Here is a 16,472-nt window from a genome sequence, read left to right as displayed (position 1 = left end):
CTTGGCCGCCGCCCTAAGTGAGGGCCAGACGACGTTCCCGGCAAGGCCGCAACCACGCAATCCCATGCTGCTTTTGTGACGGCTGTATAGCGGCGAGGGCGGGGGACGTCACCACCGGCTAACCCTCTCCACGGCGGAATCTTGCTGGTGTGGCATTTTTCTCTGCCGGTGCGCTCGAGTCGCCCCGCCGGGAGCCGCGTGCGGCGATCTCGGCGACCAATGTCGTCAGGCTGTTGATCGCGTTCAGCGACAAGCCGGCATCGCCGCCGGCTTCGCCCCGGGCCGATTCGGGCAGAACGGCACGCTGGAAGCCGAGTTTTGCCGCTTCTTTCAGCCGGGCCGGGGTCTGCGCTACCGGGCGCACCACGCCGGACAGCGAGATCTCGCCGAAATAGACCGCATCGGAGGGCAACTGCGCATTAACCAGCGAGGACACCAGCGCCGCCGCGGCGGCCAGATCAGCCGCGGGCTCGTGGATGCGCAGGCCGCCCGCGACGTTCAGATAGACGTCGTGGCCGGACAGCTTCACCCCGCAATGGGCTTCCAGCACCGCCAGCACCATCGATAGCCGGCTCGGATCCCAGCCCACCACGGCCCGGCGCGGGGTGCCGAGCGAGGTCGGCGCCACCAGTGCCTGCAATTCGACCAGAACGGGTCTTGTACCCTCGATACCCGCGAAGACTGCGGTGCCGGGCGTGCCGAGATCGCGCTCCGACAAAAACAGCTCGGAAGGATTGGTGACTTCGCGCAGGCCAAGCCCGGTCATCTCGAACACGCCGATCTCGTCGGTCGGCCCGAAACGATTCTTCACGGCGCGCAGGATGCGGAATTGCTGCGAGCCTTCGCCCTCGAACGACAGCACCGCATCGACCATGTGCTCGACCACGCGAGGGCCGGCGATCTGTCCGTCCTTGGTTACATGGCCGACCAGGATGATGGCCGCGCCGGTCCTTTTGGCAAAACGGATCAGGGCCTGCGCCGAGGCGCGCACCTGCGTCACCGTGCCGGGTGCCGATTCCACCGTGTCGGTCCACATGGTCTGAATCGAATCGATCACGATCAGCCGCGGCACCGCGCCCTCAGACAGCGTCGAGACAATGTCCTCGACCGACGTTTCGGCGGCGAGCTGCACCGGCGCATCCGACAGCCCGAGCCGTTCGGCGCGCAACCGCACCTGCGCGACCGCCTCTTCGCCCGAGATGTAGACGACGCGGTGTCCGGCGCGCGCGAGCAGGCTTGTGGCCTGCGTCAGCAGCGTCGACTTGCCGATGCCGGGATCGCCGCCGACCAGCAGCACCGAGCCGCGGACAAAGCCGCCGCCGGTCACGCGATCGAGCTCCGTCATGCCGGAGGACAGGCGCGGGGCGTCCTGGGTTTTTCCGGACAGGCTCTCGAGCGCGAAGGTCCGCCCCTTGCGCTTGGAGCGGATCGACACCGGCACGCTGCCGGTCGTGTCCTCCTCCGCGAGCGTATTCCACTCGCCACAGGACTCGCATTTGCCCTGCCAGCGGTTATAGGCCGCGCCGCAGTTCTGGCAGACGAAGGAAAGTGTGTTCTTGGCCATGGGGACAGCGAGTCCGGGGACAGCGAGTCGGGGGTTTCAGGTTTGCTGATAGCACGGAATGACGGGTCGAGAGAGTGAGCCCCGGCGCCCCCCCGAAGCCCGGCTACGGCTGCGCCGCGTTCCAGAGCATGGAGAGGCCGGCCGCGATCATGATTGCGTCCATCACCAAGCGGAACATCTCCGGCTTCAAGCGCAGCACGAAGCGTTTGGCGATGAAGGCGCCGGCCATCAACGACGATCCTGCGACCAGGCCTTTGACGAACACATCGCCAGTCAGCGCGCCGAAACGTTCGAAAGTCACGGATTTCGCAACATAGAGCCCGAGCGAAGATGCCGCTTCGGTGGCGAGGAAAGCGCCGCGGGACAAGCCGTAGAACAGGAATAGCGGCACGCTGAGCGGGCCGGTGGAGACGACGATGCCGGTGAGATAGCCGATGACGGCCCCGCCGATCGCCAGATGCCAGAGATTGGCCTTGAGATCGTGCCGCGCCAACCAGTGCCGAACCGGCACCATCGCGATCAGGAAGACGCCGATGGCGAGATCGACGGCGTGCGAGGGCAGGGCCAGCAGCGTCCGCGCGCCGAGCACGGCGGCTGGAATGCCTGTCACCGAATAAGCCGTGCAGGCCCGCCAGTCGACCTCGCGCCACCAGGCCAGGATTCGTGACAAGTTGGCCATGACGGCGGCCAATGCCATGATCGGCACCGCCTCCTTTGGCCCATAGGCATAGACCAGCACCGGCATCAGCATGATCGACGAGCCCGTGCCGACGATGCCGGAAATGGTGCCTGCGACGAGGCCGACGATCAGGACGAACAAGAAAGCCAAACCAGTCTCCACGAATCGGGAGAGTTTAGCCGCGGCCAGCGGCGCGGGCGATCCGCGAGGCGAGAGAACCTTATCTTGCCGAGAGCCCGGCGTTAACCATCGCCGACGGTTCCAGTCTGAGCGAAATCGCTTCGAAGTTTCTTAAATCTTACTGGGTACCTCTCTTGGGCATAGTGACCTGGGGGAAGAAGAGTATGGGTAAGCGAGCCAAACGCGGAAAGGCGCAGACGTTCGCAATCCCGATGGCCGCGAGAGTTGCAGTTGGCGCCGTCGCCGTCGCAGCGTTGGGGTACGGCTTGCTGTCCCGACCGGCGAACGTGCAACCGGCACGAAAGCCGTCCGCGCACGAAGCCCAAGCGTCATCAACTCCGGTTTACGTCTCAACGCCTGTTCATGCATCAGCTCCGACGCCGGCTTCGGCTCCGCTTACGGCCCCGGCGCCTCTGGTCGAACCGCCCAAAGCGGCTGACGTTCCCGGAGCATTCGTGCGGCAGGTGGTTGACTACGCCAGCCGCCAGACGCCGGGCACCGTGATCATCGATACCAAGAACACATTCCTCTATCTCGTTCTGAACGACGCGCAGGCACTGCGCTACGGCATCGGTGTTGGCCGCGAAGGTTTCACATGGTCCGGTGAGCAGACTGTGGCTCGTAAGGCAGAATGGCCGGATTGGCATCCGCCTGCGGAGATGGTCTCGCGTCAGCCTTATCTGCCGCGGTTCATGGCAGGAGGTCCTGGCAACCCGCTCGGCGCTCGGGCGATGTATCTGGGCGACACCGAATATCGAATTCACGGCACCAACAAGCCCGATACGATCGGGAAGCGGGTCTCGTCCGGCTGTATCCGACTGACCAATGAGGACGTCGTTGACCTCTATGATCGCGTGAAAGTCGGCGCGAAAGTGATCGTGCTTCCGACGACCGTTGCCCGCCGAGCACCCCAGGGAGCGCCAGCCGACGCCGCTTTCCGATTACCGGACCCGGCATCACCGCCGAACCGGCCCTCGGCAACTCACGCGCAGATGCCGTCATCTGGAGCGAAGATCGCCGAGGCGCAGTAATTCGTCCTCCGTCCTCATCCTGCAACGGAGGACAAGGAGGCAATTCAAGTCGCCTACGAGGTCATCCGGTCGGAAGCTTGTGACAGGCACAAACAATTTATGGCTTGTAGGGCGGAGGACAGACCACCACCTCGCCCGAAGAACTTCTCCGGCACGGCTCAGTCACCCCGATTGCGGTATGAGTATAATCGTAGCTCAGAGCTGCGCCGGTTAGAGCAGCACCAAGGATTGCAATTTGCCATCGCAATTTCATGCCGTCGACGTCCCCGAAGAGGGGCGTCGACGGGCTGCCCCTTCATATCGAAGCCCGAGCTGTCTCCCGTAGGCCCTTCGCATCGCATGACGCGCTGCTGCGATGAAGTCCACGCTCCACCGTGTCGACGACCGCTTCTGAAAACATCCCGCCAGTGTTTGCCCGACGCGTCAAATCAGTGTTTCGGAGCATGCGTAACCCATTGATTTGCCAGCCATCGGCTACTGTGCATGGGGTTGTTTTTCATGTTTTTGTTGAGTTGGCGCGGCAAGTCGGTGCTCGCAGCACATGGGGCAAGTCCGGCTGCGCGCTGCTGACAGCATGTTGGCAGCAGGGTCCGGCTACGACCATCTCCTGACAAAACAAAGAGTGGGTCATGCGGGTCGAGGGAAGCTGTCATTGCGGTGAGACGGTGTTCGAGGTGACGGAGGCGCCCGCGAGCGTCACCCGTTGCACCTGTTCGCTCTGCGCCAAGCGCGGCGCGTTGTGGGCCTATTACACGCCGGCGCAGTTTCGGCTGCTGTCGCCCGCGGAGAACCTCGCGACCTATCTCTGGGGCAGCCGAACGGTCAAACACCATTTCTGCGCAAGCTGCGGCTGCGGTACCTATTCGGAGTCGCCGGACTGGTCGACCGGCAAGCCCGATTTCGACAATCCGAGGGTCGCCGTCAACGCGCGCCTGTTCGACGAGTTCGATCTCGAGACCGTGCCGGTGACCATAATCGATGGCAAGAATTTATGGTGAGCATGCGCTCTCGCGCATGTCTGCTGCTCGTCCGTGCTCTTGAGGCCCTCTTGAAAAGCTGATCTGTTTCCGGCCCGACAGAAAAAGGGGAGGAAGCCGATGATGCGTCTTTTCGCGCGAGTGATGCTCGCGATGTGTCTGGCCGTTGTAGCCGGCTTCAATGCGCAGGCGCAGACCAGGCCCAAGGTCACGACATCAGGACCGGATTTCCCCAAGGCCGCGCTGTTCGTCGGCAACAGCTTCTTCTATTACAACAACGGCATGCCCGGGCATCTCTCCTTCATGGAGCGGGCTGCGGACCCTGAAAACAAGACGGCCTATCGCAACACCATGGCGACGATCGGCGGTTCCGGCCTCGATTGGCATGACATGGACAACCTGCTGCGGCCGGGTGGCCTCGGCGCCTATTCGTTCGACGAGCAGAACAACGTCGTCTTCAACAAGCCGGGCAGGCAGTACGACGCCGTCGTGATGATGGATTGCAGCCAGTGCCCCATCCATCCGCAATTGAAGGACGCGTTCACGACCTTCGTAAAGAAGGACAGCGAGATCGTCCGCGCCAACGGCATGCGGCCGGTCTTGTTCATGTCCTGGGCTTACGCCGACAAGCCTGAGATGACGGAAGCGTTGGCCGAGGCCTACACAATCGCAGGCAATGCCAATGATGCGCTGGTGATCCCCGCAGGTTTTGCCTTCGCGCGCGTGCGCAAGCTGCAGCCCGAGCTCAATCTGTATGCGCCGGACAAGCGGCACCCGAGCCCCGCAGGCACATATCTGGCGACCTGCGTGACGTTCGCCGCGCTGACCGGCCGCTCGCCGGTCGGCAATTCCTACACGATGGGACTGGACGGCCCGACGGTGGAGCTGCTGCAGAAAGCAGCGTGGGACACGGTGCAGGAGTATTACGGGCGTTGACCTAGCGCAGCACGACCCACGCCGGTGCGTGGTCGCTCGCGCCTTCTTCGCCGCGAACCTTCTTGTCCACGCCGGCTTTTGCCAGGCGTGAGACGAGGGTAGGGCTGAGCAGGACATGGTCGAGCCGCAGGCCCGCATCTCGCGGCCAGCGGTTTCGCTTGTAATCCCAGAAGGTGTAGATGCGCTGCTCGGGGTGCAGTTCGCGGATCGCGTCACACCAGCCTTGTGCCAGCAGCGAGGCAAAGGCCGCACGGCTCTTCGGTTGGATCAAGGCATCCTTGTCCCACGAGCGCGTCGGATAGATGTCGAGCTCATCAGGTGCAACGTTGTAGTCGCCGGCGAGCACCACGGGCAGCTCCTGCTTGAGCAAGGTTCTGGCATGGCGCTTGAGCCGCGCGAACCAGTCGAGCTTGTAGTCGAATTTCGGTCCCGGCTGCGGATTGCCGTTCGGCAGGTAGATGCTGGTGACGATGACACCGCGTACCGCGGCCTCGATGTAGCGGGCTTCGTGATCGGCAGGTTTTCCCGGCAAGCGATCGCGGGTGAGAATGGGCTCGGCATTGCGGGCCAGGATGGCGACGCCGTTCCAGGTCTTCTGTCCACACCACACTGCGCCGTAACCGGCCTTTTCGATCGCGGTCGCCGGAAATTCGCCATCACTTGCCTTCAACTCCTGAAGTGCGACGACATCTGGCTTCGCCGTTCGCATCCATGCCAACAGATTGGGCAGGCGGCGATTGATGTTGTTGATGTTGAATGTCGCGATCTTCATGTAGAGCTACCGGCTCCTGCCTTCCGTTACCGGAGAAACAATGTCCAAGTTGAGCTTTGCCGTCATCGCCGTCGCCGTTGCGTTCTCCGGGGTTGCCTCGGCACAATCATCCGATCCGCGCGGCGCGTGCAAGGCCGACTACGACAAATTCTGCGCCGGCATTGCGCCGGGCGGCGGCATCGTTGCCTGCCTCAACGGCAAGCGCGACAAGCTCAGCGCAACCTGCAAGACGGCGCTGGACAGCAGGAAAAAGAAGTAGGCGGCAAGTCGCTCAGCCCGGCAGCGGCGGCGCGCTTGCGGGCTGTTCGATCGATGGCGGAGCGGGCGTCTGCTGCTCGACCGCCTGCGCGGAAGCCGGCCTGGCCAGCGGCTCCGCCACATTTCCGCCCTTGTAGATGCGGGCGTAGCGGCGGCCGAGGCTGGTCAGCACCTCGTAGCCGATCGTTCCGAAATGATGCGCGAGCTCGTCGACGGTGATGCCCTCGCCGAGCAGCGTCACCATGTGGCCGCGCCGCGCCGCATTCGGCGGCAGATCGGTGATATCGATCGCGATCAGGTCCATCGAAACGCGGCCGGCGACCGGACAGCGCTTGCCGGCGACGATGACCTCGGCGCCGCGGGTGCCGTCATTGGAGCTTGCGGCGCGGAAATAGCCGTCGGCATAACCGACCGCGATGATCGCGAGTTTCGTCGGTCGCCGTGCCGTCCAGGTGCCGCCATAGCCGACGCTCTCGCCGCGCTCGACATTGCGGATCTGCACGATGCGGGCCTTGAGATCGACCACCGGCTGCATCGGATTGTCAGCCTCCGGCGTCGGGTTGACGCCGTAAAGCGCGGCGCCCGGCCGCACCATGTCGAACTGGAAGGGCGCGCCGAGGAAGACGCCGGACGAATTGGCGAGCGCCGCCGGCACGCCGGAGAATTCGCTGGCGATGCCGCGGAAGGCCGCGAGTTGCTTGGCATTCACCGGGTTGTTGAGCTGCTCGGCCGAAACCAGATGGCTCATCACCAGCGTAATGCCGTGATCGCCGGCGTTGATGCGGGGGATAATGGCCTGCGCTTCCGCGAGCGTCAGGCCGAGTCGATTCATGCCGGTGTCGATGTGGATGGCGGCGCCACCGGTCCAGCCGGTGCGGCGGCAGAACACGTCCCATTCGGCGAGCTCGTTGAGATCGCCGATCACGGGGCGGCAGTTGATCTGGGCGTAGTGCTCGCCGGTGTTCTGGAAATAGCCGCCGAGCACGTAGATCGCAGGCTCCGGCACCGCCGCGCGCACCTTGCGCGCTTCCTCGATGGTGGCGACGAAGAAGGTCTTGCAGCCGGCCTTGTTCAAGGCACCCGCGACCTGCTCGGCGCCGCAGCCATAGGCGTCTGCCTTGATCACCGCCGAGCATTCGGCCGGCACCGCCGTCTTCTCGAGCTTACGCCAATTGGCGATGATGGCATCGAGATCGACGGTGAGCACGCCGCCGAAGGTCGCGAGCGCGGCAGCCTGATTGGCCTCCGCGGAGAGAAGGCCGGATTGCGGGATCATTTTCGGGTCGGACGCCGTTGTCATGGCGCCGTTTTACGCAAGAGGCCGGTCAGGTTCAACCCAGGGAACTCAATAGTCGCCGCCGCCGCGGTCCGGCACCTGGCTGTCCGGCGCAAGGTCGCCGAACCGGGTGACCGACGCTTCGAAGGCCAGATCGACGGTGCCGGTCGGGCCGTGGCGCTGCTTGCCGATGATGACTTCGGCCTTGCCGTGCGCAAGATCCATGTCCAGGCGCCATTTTTCGTGCTCGGGTGTGCCCGGGCGCGGCTCCTTGTTTCCGAGGTAATATTCCTCGCGATAGACGAACAGCACGACGTCGGCGTCCTGCTCGATCGAGCCGGATTCGCGCAAATCCGAGAGCTGTGGCCGCTTGTCGTCGCGCGATTCGACCTGGCGCGAGAGCTGCGAAAGCGCAATCACGGGCACGCTGAGTTCCTTGGCGAGCGCCTTCAGACTGGTCGTGATCTCGGTGATTTCCTGCACGCGGTTTTCGCTGCGCTTGCCCGAACCCGACAAGAGCTGGATGTAGTCGATGACGATGAGGTCGAGGCCCTTCTGCCGCTTCAGCCGGCGGGCGCGCGCCATGAGCTGCGCAATCGAGAGACCGCCGGTCTCGTCGACATAGAAGGGCAGCGACTGCAGCTCGATCGAGACCTCGCGGATCTTCTCGAAATCGGCCTCCGAGATGCCGCCGCGGCGGATCGAGGAGGAAGGGATGCCGGTGCGCTCGGCCACAATACGCGTGGCGAGCTGGTCGGCCGACATTTCGCAGGAGAAGAAGCCGATGACGCCGCCATGGGCGGCCTTCATGGTGCCGTCGGCCTGGAGTTCTGGAACGTAGGCCCGGGCGACGTTGTAGGCGATGTTGGTTGCAAGCGACGTCTTGCCCATGCCGGGGCGGCCGGCGACGATGATGAGGTCGGAGTGCTGCAACCCGCCCATTTTGGTGTCGAGGTCGCGCAGGCCCGTCGAGATGCCCGACAGCTTTCCGTCGCGCTGGAACGCTTTCGCGGCCAGATCGACCGCAAGCGTCAGCGCCTGCGAGAATTTCTGGAAGCCTCCGTCATAGCGGCCGGATTCGGCGAGTTCGTAGAGGCGGCGCTCGGCGTCCTCGATCTGCGCCCGCGGCGCGAAGTCGACCGGGGCGTCATAGGCGACATTGACCATGTCCTCGCCGATGCCGATCAGGTCGCGTCGCAATGCCAGATCGTAGATGGTGCGCCCATAATCCTGCGCATTGATGATGGTCGTCGCTTCGGCGGCGAGGCGCGCCAGATATTGCCCGATGGTCATGCCGCCGATGTCGGTGTCGGCGGGCAGGAAGGTCTTCAGGGTGACGGGCGTCGCGATCTTGCCCATCCGGATCAGGCTGCTGGCGGTCTCGAAGATGGTCTGGTGCAGCGGCTCGAAATAATGCTTCGGCTCCAGAAAATCGGAGACGCGGTAAAACGCGTCGTTGTTGACCAGGATCGCGCCCAGAAGGCTCTGTTCCGCCTCGATGTTATGCGGCGCGCTCCGATAGGCCGGGGTTCCGGCTTCGGGCGCGAGTTTGAGAACGTTCGAATCAGTCAGGGCCATGGTCGAGCGATAGCAATTTTCTGGGGCGGATGCGGGGCCGGGATAAAGCGCCGCCTCAGCCCAAAGCGGAAGCAAAAGCTCGCCGCTATCAACCGATCATTAAAATGGTGGATGATTGACCGCCGCAGCACGCGCCGCGCTTGACGGATTTCGTGGAACCAGGTCGCGGCCTAGATGCGGTCGTTACGCACCCCGGAAAACGCCGGATGAAGTGAACCTGATGGGGTGCCGGGCAGACACATCGAGACGCGCGGGAATGACCCACGGCCAGGCGCTTTTGGCTCGGTTCAGACCAGCAGGAGGTAGACCAGTGCAACCAGGGCCGCCCCGACGCCGGTAGCGATCAGGGCGTAATCGGTGCGGAGGTCGTCCTGCACGTCGAATGAGGTTTTGGTCTCGTTGCTCATGGCGACGGTCTAAGCCAGGGCTGACGAGACTTTTGTGAAGCAGATCACATCTCCCCGGATTCTTTCGGGGGGTACAGCCGGAACAGGTTAGCGGGCGGGGGGTTGTCTCCTGATCTGCCACCAGGGAACGAGGCAAGCGATGCGGCCAGAACGGCAGCCCCGGAATTGGCGAAGCGAAGCAGGCAGCCGACTTTGGCTGTCGGGGCTGATCGCGGCCATGGAGCACGCTGAGCGGCCGGAAGTGCGTCGGGAACCGGTCGCCCCTGAAATCCTGAAAGCGCTGCGGATGCAATTGGCCTTAACGGCCTCTTCCCCGTCCGCTCCGGTTTCGACCCTGCGCCACTAGGACTCATTCACCAGCCAGCTTCAGCCTCGGCGTGGCGCCGGCTTCGACGGCCCGCAGTCGGGCTTCTTCACGAGCGATGTAGTTGCGCGTCATCGGCACGACGCCCTGACGGCGGGTGAGTTGAATCTGGAAGTTCATCATATGCTGCTTGCGGAACGTCATCTCGCTGGCTGCTAGATAAAATTCCCACATCAGCGCGAAGCGCTCGTCATACAGCTGCACGGCTTCTTCGCGTCGCGCCATGAAGCGCTCGCGCCATGCCTTCAGGGTTTCGGCGTAATGAAGGCGCAAAATCTCGATGTCGCAGACCAGCAAGCCCGCCCGCTCGATCGCCGGCAGCACCTCCGAGAGGGCGGGGATGTAGCCGCCGGGAAAGATGTATTTGGCGATCCAGGGATTGGTGGAGTCCGGGCCCTGCGAACGGCCGATCGAGTGCAGCAACATGACGCCGTCCTTATCCAGCAGCTCGGCGCAGCGCCGGAAGTAGGTGTCGTAGAAGCGGGCGCCGACATGCTCCAGCATGCCGACTGAGACGATGCGGTCGAACGGACCGGCGATGTCGCGATAGTCCTGAAGCAGGAATTTGGCCGATCCGGTCAGGCCCTTTTCGGCTGCGCGCGCATTGGCGATCTGCAACTGCTCGGTCGACAACGTTATGCCGGTGACGTCAGCACCTGCGATCTCGGCGAGATAGAGCCCAAGTCCGCCCCAGCCCGAACCGATGTCGAGGACGCGCTGGCCGCTCTTGACGAGCAGCTTTGCGGCGACGTGCCGTTTCTTGGCAAGCTGTGCATCGTCGAGTGTGCTCTCCGGCGTCTCGAAATAGGCGCAGCTATATTGCTTGTCGGCGTCGAGGAAGAGCGAATAGAGCCTCGCATCGAGATCGTAATGATGTGCGACGTTGCGGCGGGATCGCGGGCGCGGATTGAACTGCTTCAGGTGCCGCACCAGATAGCGCAGGTGCCACCAGGGTTTTGCCCAGTGCGGCAACAGGTCGGGTTGACCGAGCAGGATCGCGAGAGCATCAGCTATGGTGCCATGCTCGACAATGAACTCGCCGTCCATATAGGCCTCGCCAAGCCCGAGCTCGGGATTGACGAGGATCTTCCGCTCTGCGTCCGCGGTGACGAAGCGGACTGCGACCGGTTCGCCCGAGCCGTCGCCGACGGTGAACTTCGAGCCCTTCGCCGTGGTCACCGTCATCGACCCGCGGCGGATGAATTGAGACAGGAATTGACGCAACAATCGGTCCATCGGCACCCATCCTCTCGAGCGAACCTGAAGAGATGCGACTAACCCGGCCTTTCACACCCTACGCCCGGGCATCTCAGCGGTTCCTATGCGCTTGCATCTAGATCTAGGGAGGTGTCCCGGGCCCGCTATTGCGCTGTGCTCAAAGCGGATATTCCAAAACCGCTTAATCACATCCTTGCGCGCGGTGCCTGCTTCCATTCGCGGCTCAATCGGATAAAAGGTGACCCGCCGCGGCGCCGCCTGCCGGCTGCACCTCTCGGAATTCAATGGAGATGATGGGAATGTCGAGCCGAGCGCTCAGCCTCGCGACGATCTTGCTTCTGATCGGCTTCGGCGCGACCGATACCGTTTTCGCGCAGGCGACGAACCTCGAGGCCGGCAAGGCCCCATCCCAGCTTTTCGCGCAGACCTGTAATGCATGTCACAAGAGCCCGCGCGGCCTTTTGAAAACAGTGGCGCCGGGCTCCTTGCCGGGCTTCCTGCGCCAGCATTACACGACCAGCCCCGACATGGCCGGCGTGCTTGCCTCCTACCTCGTCTCCAACGGGGCCACCGACACCCGCTTCCAGGCGAAGGACGGCCATAAGGACGGCAAGGACAAGAAGGACGGCGCCAAGGATAAGGACAAGGAAGCCAATACCAATCCCGCGCAGTCTCCTGAACATCAGGGCCGCCGGCAACGTTCCCAGGAGTCCGCCAAGCCGGAAGGCGAGGGTGCCGCTCCCGCGGCCGAGGGCGCGCGTCAGAAGCGCGCCGCGCGGCCGGCCGAAGAAGGAACGAAGGAAGGTGCGAAGCCCGAGGGCCAGGCTGTCCCCGAAGGGCGCAAGGCCAAGCGTCTCGGCAAGCGCGGCAAGCCGGGAAGTGATGAGGCGCCGAAGGTCGATGCCGCGGCGCCGACGGCAGACGACAAGAAGAGCGAGCCGAAGGTCGAGTCCAAGCCTGAGACAAAGCCCGAGACTGCGAAGGTGGATTCCGGCGAAGCTAAATCCGAAGGCAGCAAACCCGAAGGCAGCAAACCCGAAGGCAGCAAGCCGTCCGACAAGCCCGCCGAGGCCAAGCCGGAAAGCGCCAAGGTGGAGCCGCGCGGCAGCGAAGCTCCGGCGTTGCGGCCCGATCCGGTGCCGCAGGTGACGCCGGCCGCACCGTCCGCCGCGAAGCCTCCCGAGCCAGCTGCGCCCAAGGCGGCGGAAGAGGCTGCTCCCAAGCCCGCCGCGAGCGCCGAACCGCCAGCGAAGTCGCAGGAACCGGCGCCGCCCGCGACCGCTGCGACTCCACCGGCGCCAGCCGAATCGTCCGGTCCGCCGACGCCGCCGATTTCGCGATAGGCGACCACATTTTTAGACATGCGAAGGCCGCGCTCTCGCGCGGCCTTCGTCGTTTCGGCTACAAGCTCAATCTGTTGTCGCCCGCGGTCGGCGAGAAGCGGATCTGCCGGGCGAGGGTGATCAAGTCGGGCCGTCAGGTCTCCGTCGCCGCAGCCGGCGTTTTCTGCGTCAGCGCCGGGGTCGAGACCATACGGCGACGGCGCTCGCGTCGATCGCGATGCTGAGCGAGGATTGTGCCGCCACAACGAAAAACCCGGCCGCCTGAGGCGACCGGGCTTCGAAAGCCTGCGCGAACGCGAGGCTTACTTCTCGGTCTCTTCCGCGGCCGGCGCCGGCTCGGCGTCGTCCTGCAGGGCTTCCGGGTCGAAGAACTCGCCGGCGGCTGCGATCGCTTCGGCCGCAGCATCCCGGTCTTCGTTCCGGCTCGAGATGTCCTCGCCGCGGTTGATGCGCTCGGCCTCGTCCTGGCTGCGCGCCACGGTGACACTGATCTCGACCTCGACCTCGGGGTGGATGGCGACCGTGATGGTGTGCTTGCCGATGGTCTTGATCGGCGCATCGAGCTGAACCTGCGGGCGGGACAGCGAAACCCCGTCGGCTTCGAACGCCACGACGATGTCGCGCACGTTGACCGAGCCGAACAGTTGACCGGCTTCCGAAGCTTGACGGATCACGATGATGTTCTTGCCCTGGATCTTCTCGGCGACCTTGGACGCCTCGCCCTTGGACTCAAGGTTGCGAGCCTCGAGCTCGGCCTTCATGCCGTCGTACTTGGCACGGTTGTCGGCGGTGGCGCGCAGCGCCTTGCCGCGCTTGAGCAGGAAATTGCGGGCATAGCCGTCGCGAACCTTCACGACTTCGCCCATGTGACCGAGCTTGTTGACGCGTTCCAGCAAAATGACTTCCATATTCGTTCTCCTTTGATGTGTTGAGTGAGGTGGAATTTCGAACTTGAACTTTCGGACTTGAACTCAAGAGGTCGGCAGCGGCGGTGGCTGGCGCGTGCGAAGGAAGCGTTCGCGGAGGCCGAACACGGCATCGGCGAGGCCGAGGATCACCATCGCGATGACGGGCCATCCGAACACGACGACGACGGCGTAGGTCGAGCCGAGCCAGAAGGTGCGGCTCTTCAGCGCCAGCGTCAGCGTATGCAGCACGGCAAAGCCGGTCAGCGCGTACCCCATCATCAGCGCAGCCGTCGCGATTTGCGCCGCGATCGCAAGCAGTCCGCCGGTGAAGCAGAAGGCGAGCGCGACGCAGAGCGCCACGAGCGTCATCGGCGGCAGCTCCGCGGTCATCAGGTCCGGCCAGGGGCGCCGCAACCGGCCCGACGTCGCCGTCACCTTGGTGCTGAGCCAGAGGTTGAGGGTCAGCGTCATCATCGCAACGATGGTGGCACCCGCCGGCAAGATACGCACCAGTGCGCCGACGAATTGGTCGGTCTCGCCGGAGCTCTGCGGGTCGGCGGCGCGGAGGAGGCGCATCAAGCCACGGCGCAGCGTGCCGGTGATGGTCTCCGCGTCGGTGCCGATCGTGAGCAGCGCGGCGATCGTGGTCAGTGTGGCGAAGCCCGCGATCCACAGCAGGATACGGCCGACCGGATACCACTCCAGCGCAGGCTCGGTGGGCGGCTCGGCGGCGGGCTCCGGCGCGGCGGCTCCGACCGGCCGGCTGAGCAGGACGAGATGGCCGAGCCACCAGGCCGGCAATGCGACGGTGAGGGCGAAGGCGATGCAATAGGGCAGGCCGAACAGGGCGCCGAGGCCAAGCGCGGCGGCGATGCCGCCGAGGCTCGCGCAAAGCGGTCCCCAGCCGATCGAAGCGACCATCAGCGGCAGCGGTGCGAGATAGAACAGGACGAGCGAGATCAGCGCGCCCGAAATGATCGAGGCGAACATCAGGGCCGACGCAGCGCCGGCGATCAGAGCTATCAATCCAAAGGCCATCATCAGCTGTCCCGCTCCCTTCGAGCGGTTAGAGGCATCTCGCCCCAACCATCGGCGACCGGACGACCCGGAAGCCTTATGAGAAACTAGGTCGTACGGCCGGCGGCGATGTCGCCGCCGGCCGAATTCGTCTTAGCGAATGACGTAGGGCAACAGGCCCAGGAACCGCGCGCGCTTGATGGCGCGGGCAAGCTCACGCTGCTTCTTCGCGGACACCGCGGTGATGCGGCTCGGCACGATCTTGCCGCGCTCGGAGACGTAACGCATCAGCAGCTTGGAGTCCTTGTAGTCGATCTTCGGAGCATTCGCGCCCGTGAACGGGCAGCTCTTGCGGCGACGGAAAAACGGGCGGCGTGCACCAGCTTCAGCCATTGTTCTTACTCCCCATCCGTCGTGGTGGTGGTGGTGGTTTCAGCGTCTTCACGCGAACGGCGCGGACCGCGGTCACCGCGGAAGCCGCCGCCTTCACGATCGCCGCCACGGAAACCACCCTCGCGGTCGCCACGGAAGCCACCGCCTTCGCGATCGCCACGGAAGCCGCCGCCACGGTCGTCACGCTCGCGGTCACGGTCGGCCTTGCGCATCATCGCGGACGGGCCTTCCTCGAGCTCCTCGACGCGGACGCTGAGATAGCGGATCACGTCTTCGCTGATGCGCTCCTGGCGCTCGATCTCGGCGATCGCCGCGGACGGCGCGTCGATGTTGAGCAGCACGAAATGCGCCTTGCGGTTCTTGTTCATGCGGTAGGTGAGGGAGCGTACGCCCCAATTCTCGGTCTTGCTGACCTTGCCGCCGAGACCTTCGACGATGCCGGTCATCTGCGCAGTCAGCTCTTCGACCTGCTGCGTGCTCGCGTCTTGGCGCGCGAGAAAAACATGCTCATAGAGAGCCATGGAAGTCCTTTCCTCATGTTGGCGCATCGCCCGGCGTCAAGCCCTTAAGAGGCCTTCGGAAAGGACTCTGGGATTAAGCTCAGAAGGCGGAAACACGGGACGACGGGCCGACTGGCCCTGCCACACCAAAATCACGAATGATTTGCTGAGACCGTCCGTTCAGCTCCCGGCCGGGGTCTGCGGATGGGCGCCTTATACGGATTTCGGCTGACTTGGCAAGGTTGCAGGCGCCGTTTCGGCGCGGGGATCGCAATGCGGGCGGCCGGATCCGCCGCCGACCATCATACCGGCTTGATTTATTTGTTTGTATATCATACAAATAAATCAACCGGAGCGAACTCCAATGGCAGAAAAGCCGGCCCACGAGCCCCTCAAGGAGGCAGGCGATCCCAAACACGCCGCCCGCGCCACGCGGTCGGCCGGCCGCAAAATGCGCTCGCTGCTGCTTGATGCCGCGAGCCCGCTGTTTCGGGAGCGGGGGCTGTCGGGTACGGCGATCACCGACATCGCGGCCGCTGCGAACGCGTTCCCGAGCCAGATCACCTATTATTTCCGTACCAAGGAGGCGCTGTTCGTCGAATGCGCCTGCCGCGAGCTGCTGTATCTGGCGCGGGCGACCGAGCAGGCGGCGCTGAAGGCGCGCGCGCCGCGGGATTATACCCACGCGCTGGCCGAGACCGTGACGACGAGCGATTCGGTGGCCTTCTTCGCCGAGGCGCTGACGCTGACGCGGCGGCGCCAGGATCTCGCGCCGCTGGTCGAGCGCACCATCGAGCGCCTGCACAGTGAAGGTGCGCGGGCCTATGCGAGCCAGGTCGCGCGGCACGGCTGGCGCTCCCTGCGCGCGCCCGACGAGAGTTCGCGGCGGTTCTGGGCCGTCGCCATCGGCGTCATCCTTGAGGGCTACGCCATGGGCCGTTCGCCCGAGGCGCTGTGCGCCGAGATGCTGCGCGTGCTGGGCGAACAGGCGAAATCCTCTGATGACACTGCGCGGCTGCGCCTCGTCGACGCGCGCGACGCATCGAGCAATTCGAATGAGGAGGATTAGGC

General features: G+C 64.4%; 16 protein-coding genes and 1 pseudogene. 7 read left to right on the top strand and 10 right to left on the bottom strand.

Going from position 1 to position 16,472, the window contains the following annotated elements; all coding sequences use genetic code 11:
- Positions 1–118: 118 nt before the first annotated feature.
- Positions 119–1,564 (bottom strand): DNA repair protein RadA, encoded by a 1,446-nt coding sequence (radA, locus tag AC0L3B_RS10200; protein WP_018459134.1) that lies wholly within the window; start codon positions 1,562–1,564, stop codon positions 119–121.
- Between the two features lie 103 nt (positions 1,565–1,667).
- Positions 1,668–2,393, bottom strand: coding sequence for a sulfite exporter TauE/SafE family protein (locus AC0L3B_RS10195; RefSeq protein WP_018459133.1), 726 nt, complete (start codon positions 2,391–2,393; stop codon positions 1,668–1,670).
- A gap of 194 nt (positions 2,394–2,587) precedes the next feature.
- Here AC0L3B_RS10195 and AC0L3B_RS10190 point away from each other — a divergent pair, with 194 nt between their 5' ends.
- The 3 genes from AC0L3B_RS10190 (at position 2,588) to AC0L3B_RS10180 (ending at position 5,367) form a co-directional block, all read left to right on the top strand.
- The gene (locus tag AC0L3B_RS10190; RefSeq protein WP_085352901.1) at positions 2,588–3,454 is read left to right on the top strand and encodes a L,D-transpeptidase; all 867 of its coding nucleotides are present in this window, start codon (positions 2,588–2,590) and stop codon (positions 3,452–3,454) included.
- 629 nt (positions 3,455–4,083) lie between these two features.
- Positions 4,084–4,452 carry a GFA family protein gene (locus AC0L3B_RS10185; protein ID WP_473380352.1) on the top strand — a complete coding sequence of 123 codons (369 nt, stop codon included), beginning with the start codon at positions 4,084–4,086 and terminating at the stop codon, positions 4,450–4,452.
- Positions 4,453–4,551: 99 nt separating this feature from the next.
- The gene (locus AC0L3B_RS10180) at positions 4,552–5,367 is read left to right on the top strand and encodes an SGNH/GDSL hydrolase family protein (RefSeq protein WP_018459130.1); all 816 of its coding nucleotides are present in this window, start codon (positions 4,552–4,554) and stop codon (positions 5,365–5,367) included.
- Between the two features lies 1 nt (position 5,368).
- Here the strand turns inward: AC0L3B_RS10180 and AC0L3B_RS10175 are convergent, their stop codons facing one another.
- The gene (locus AC0L3B_RS10175) at positions 5,369–6,139 is read right to left on the bottom strand and encodes an exodeoxyribonuclease III (RefSeq protein WP_247368422.1); all 771 of its coding nucleotides are present in this window, start codon (positions 6,137–6,139) and stop codon (positions 5,369–5,371) included.
- Positions 6,140–6,179: 40 nt separating this feature from the next.
- On the opposite strand from AC0L3B_RS10175, the gene AC0L3B_RS10170 reads away from it, so the two are divergent.
- Positions 6,180–6,398 (top strand): cysteine rich repeat-containing protein, encoded by a 219-nt coding sequence (locus AC0L3B_RS10170; protein ID WP_247368419.1) that lies wholly within the window; start codon positions 6,180–6,182, stop codon positions 6,396–6,398.
- A gap of 12 nt (positions 6,399–6,410) precedes the next feature.
- Here the strand turns inward: AC0L3B_RS10170 and alr are convergent, their stop codons facing one another.
- The 3 genes from alr to AC0L3B_RS10155 all read right to left on the bottom strand — a co-directional run bounded on the left by alr (position 6,411) and on the right by AC0L3B_RS10155 (position 11,258).
- Positions 6,411–7,697, bottom strand: a complete 1,287-nt coding sequence (gene alr / locus AC0L3B_RS10165) for an alanine racemase (protein ID WP_473380351.1) — start codon at positions 7,695–7,697, stop codon at positions 6,411–6,413.
- A gap of 45 nt (positions 7,698–7,742) precedes the next feature.
- Positions 7,743–9,251, bottom strand: coding sequence for a replicative DNA helicase (locus AC0L3B_RS10160; RefSeq protein WP_018459126.1), 1,509 nt, complete (start codon positions 9,249–9,251; stop codon positions 7,743–7,745).
- A 756-nt stretch (positions 9,252–10,007) separates the two neighbouring features.
- A complete protein-coding gene (locus AC0L3B_RS10155; RefSeq protein WP_018459125.1) occupies positions 10,008–11,258 on the bottom strand; it encodes an SAM-dependent methyltransferase in 1,251 nt (416 codons plus the stop codon).
- A 281-nt stretch (positions 11,259–11,539) separates the two neighbouring features.
- Here AC0L3B_RS10155 and AC0L3B_RS10150 point away from each other — a divergent pair, with 281 nt between their 5' ends.
- Positions 11,540–12,583 (top strand): hypothetical protein, encoded by a 1,044-nt coding sequence (locus tag AC0L3B_RS10150; protein ID WP_026233740.1) that lies wholly within the window; start codon positions 11,540–11,542, stop codon positions 12,581–12,583.
- A gap of 26 nt (positions 12,584–12,609) precedes the next feature.
- Positions 12,610–12,848 (top strand): annotated as a pseudogene (locus AC0L3B_RS10145) (PaaI family thioesterase); the annotation flags it as partial.
- Positions 12,849–12,885: 37 nt separating this feature from the next.
- Here AC0L3B_RS10145 and rplI read toward each other — a convergent pair.
- The 4 genes from rplI to rpsF form a co-directional block, all read right to left on the bottom strand.
- Complete coding sequence (gene rplI / locus AC0L3B_RS10140) at positions 12,886–13,491, bottom strand: 50S ribosomal protein L9 (RefSeq protein WP_007609316.1); 606 nt, start codon at positions 13,489–13,491, stop codon at positions 12,886–12,888.
- 63 nt (positions 13,492–13,554) lie between these two features.
- Complete coding sequence (locus AC0L3B_RS10135) at positions 13,555–14,532, bottom strand: hypothetical protein (RefSeq protein WP_204510986.1); 978 nt, start codon at positions 14,530–14,532, stop codon at positions 13,555–13,557.
- A gap of 129 nt (positions 14,533–14,661) precedes the next feature.
- On the bottom strand, positions 14,662–14,901 hold the full coding sequence (gene rpsR, locus AC0L3B_RS10130) for a 30S ribosomal protein S18 (RefSeq protein WP_007592020.1): 240 nt from the start codon (positions 14,899–14,901) through the stop codon (positions 14,662–14,664).
- A gap of 5 nt (positions 14,902–14,906) precedes the next feature.
- A complete protein-coding gene (gene rpsF, locus AC0L3B_RS10125) occupies positions 14,907–15,422 on the bottom strand; it encodes a 30S ribosomal protein S6 (protein WP_446480233.1) in 516 nt (171 codons plus the stop codon).
- A 343-nt stretch (positions 15,423–15,765) separates the two neighbouring features.
- Here rpsF and AC0L3B_RS10120 point away from each other — a divergent pair, with 343 nt between their 5' ends.
- A complete protein-coding gene (locus AC0L3B_RS10120) occupies positions 15,766–16,470 on the top strand; it encodes a TetR/AcrR family transcriptional regulator C-terminal domain-containing protein (protein WP_247368408.1) in 705 nt (234 codons plus the stop codon).
- The last annotated feature ends 2 nt before the right edge of the window (positions 16,471–16,472 follow it).

This window comes from Bradyrhizobium sp. Kon56, assembly GCF_055807635.1.
The sequence above is the reverse complement of the archived record's forward strand: the minus strand, read 5'-3'. Positions and strand labels throughout refer to the sequence as shown.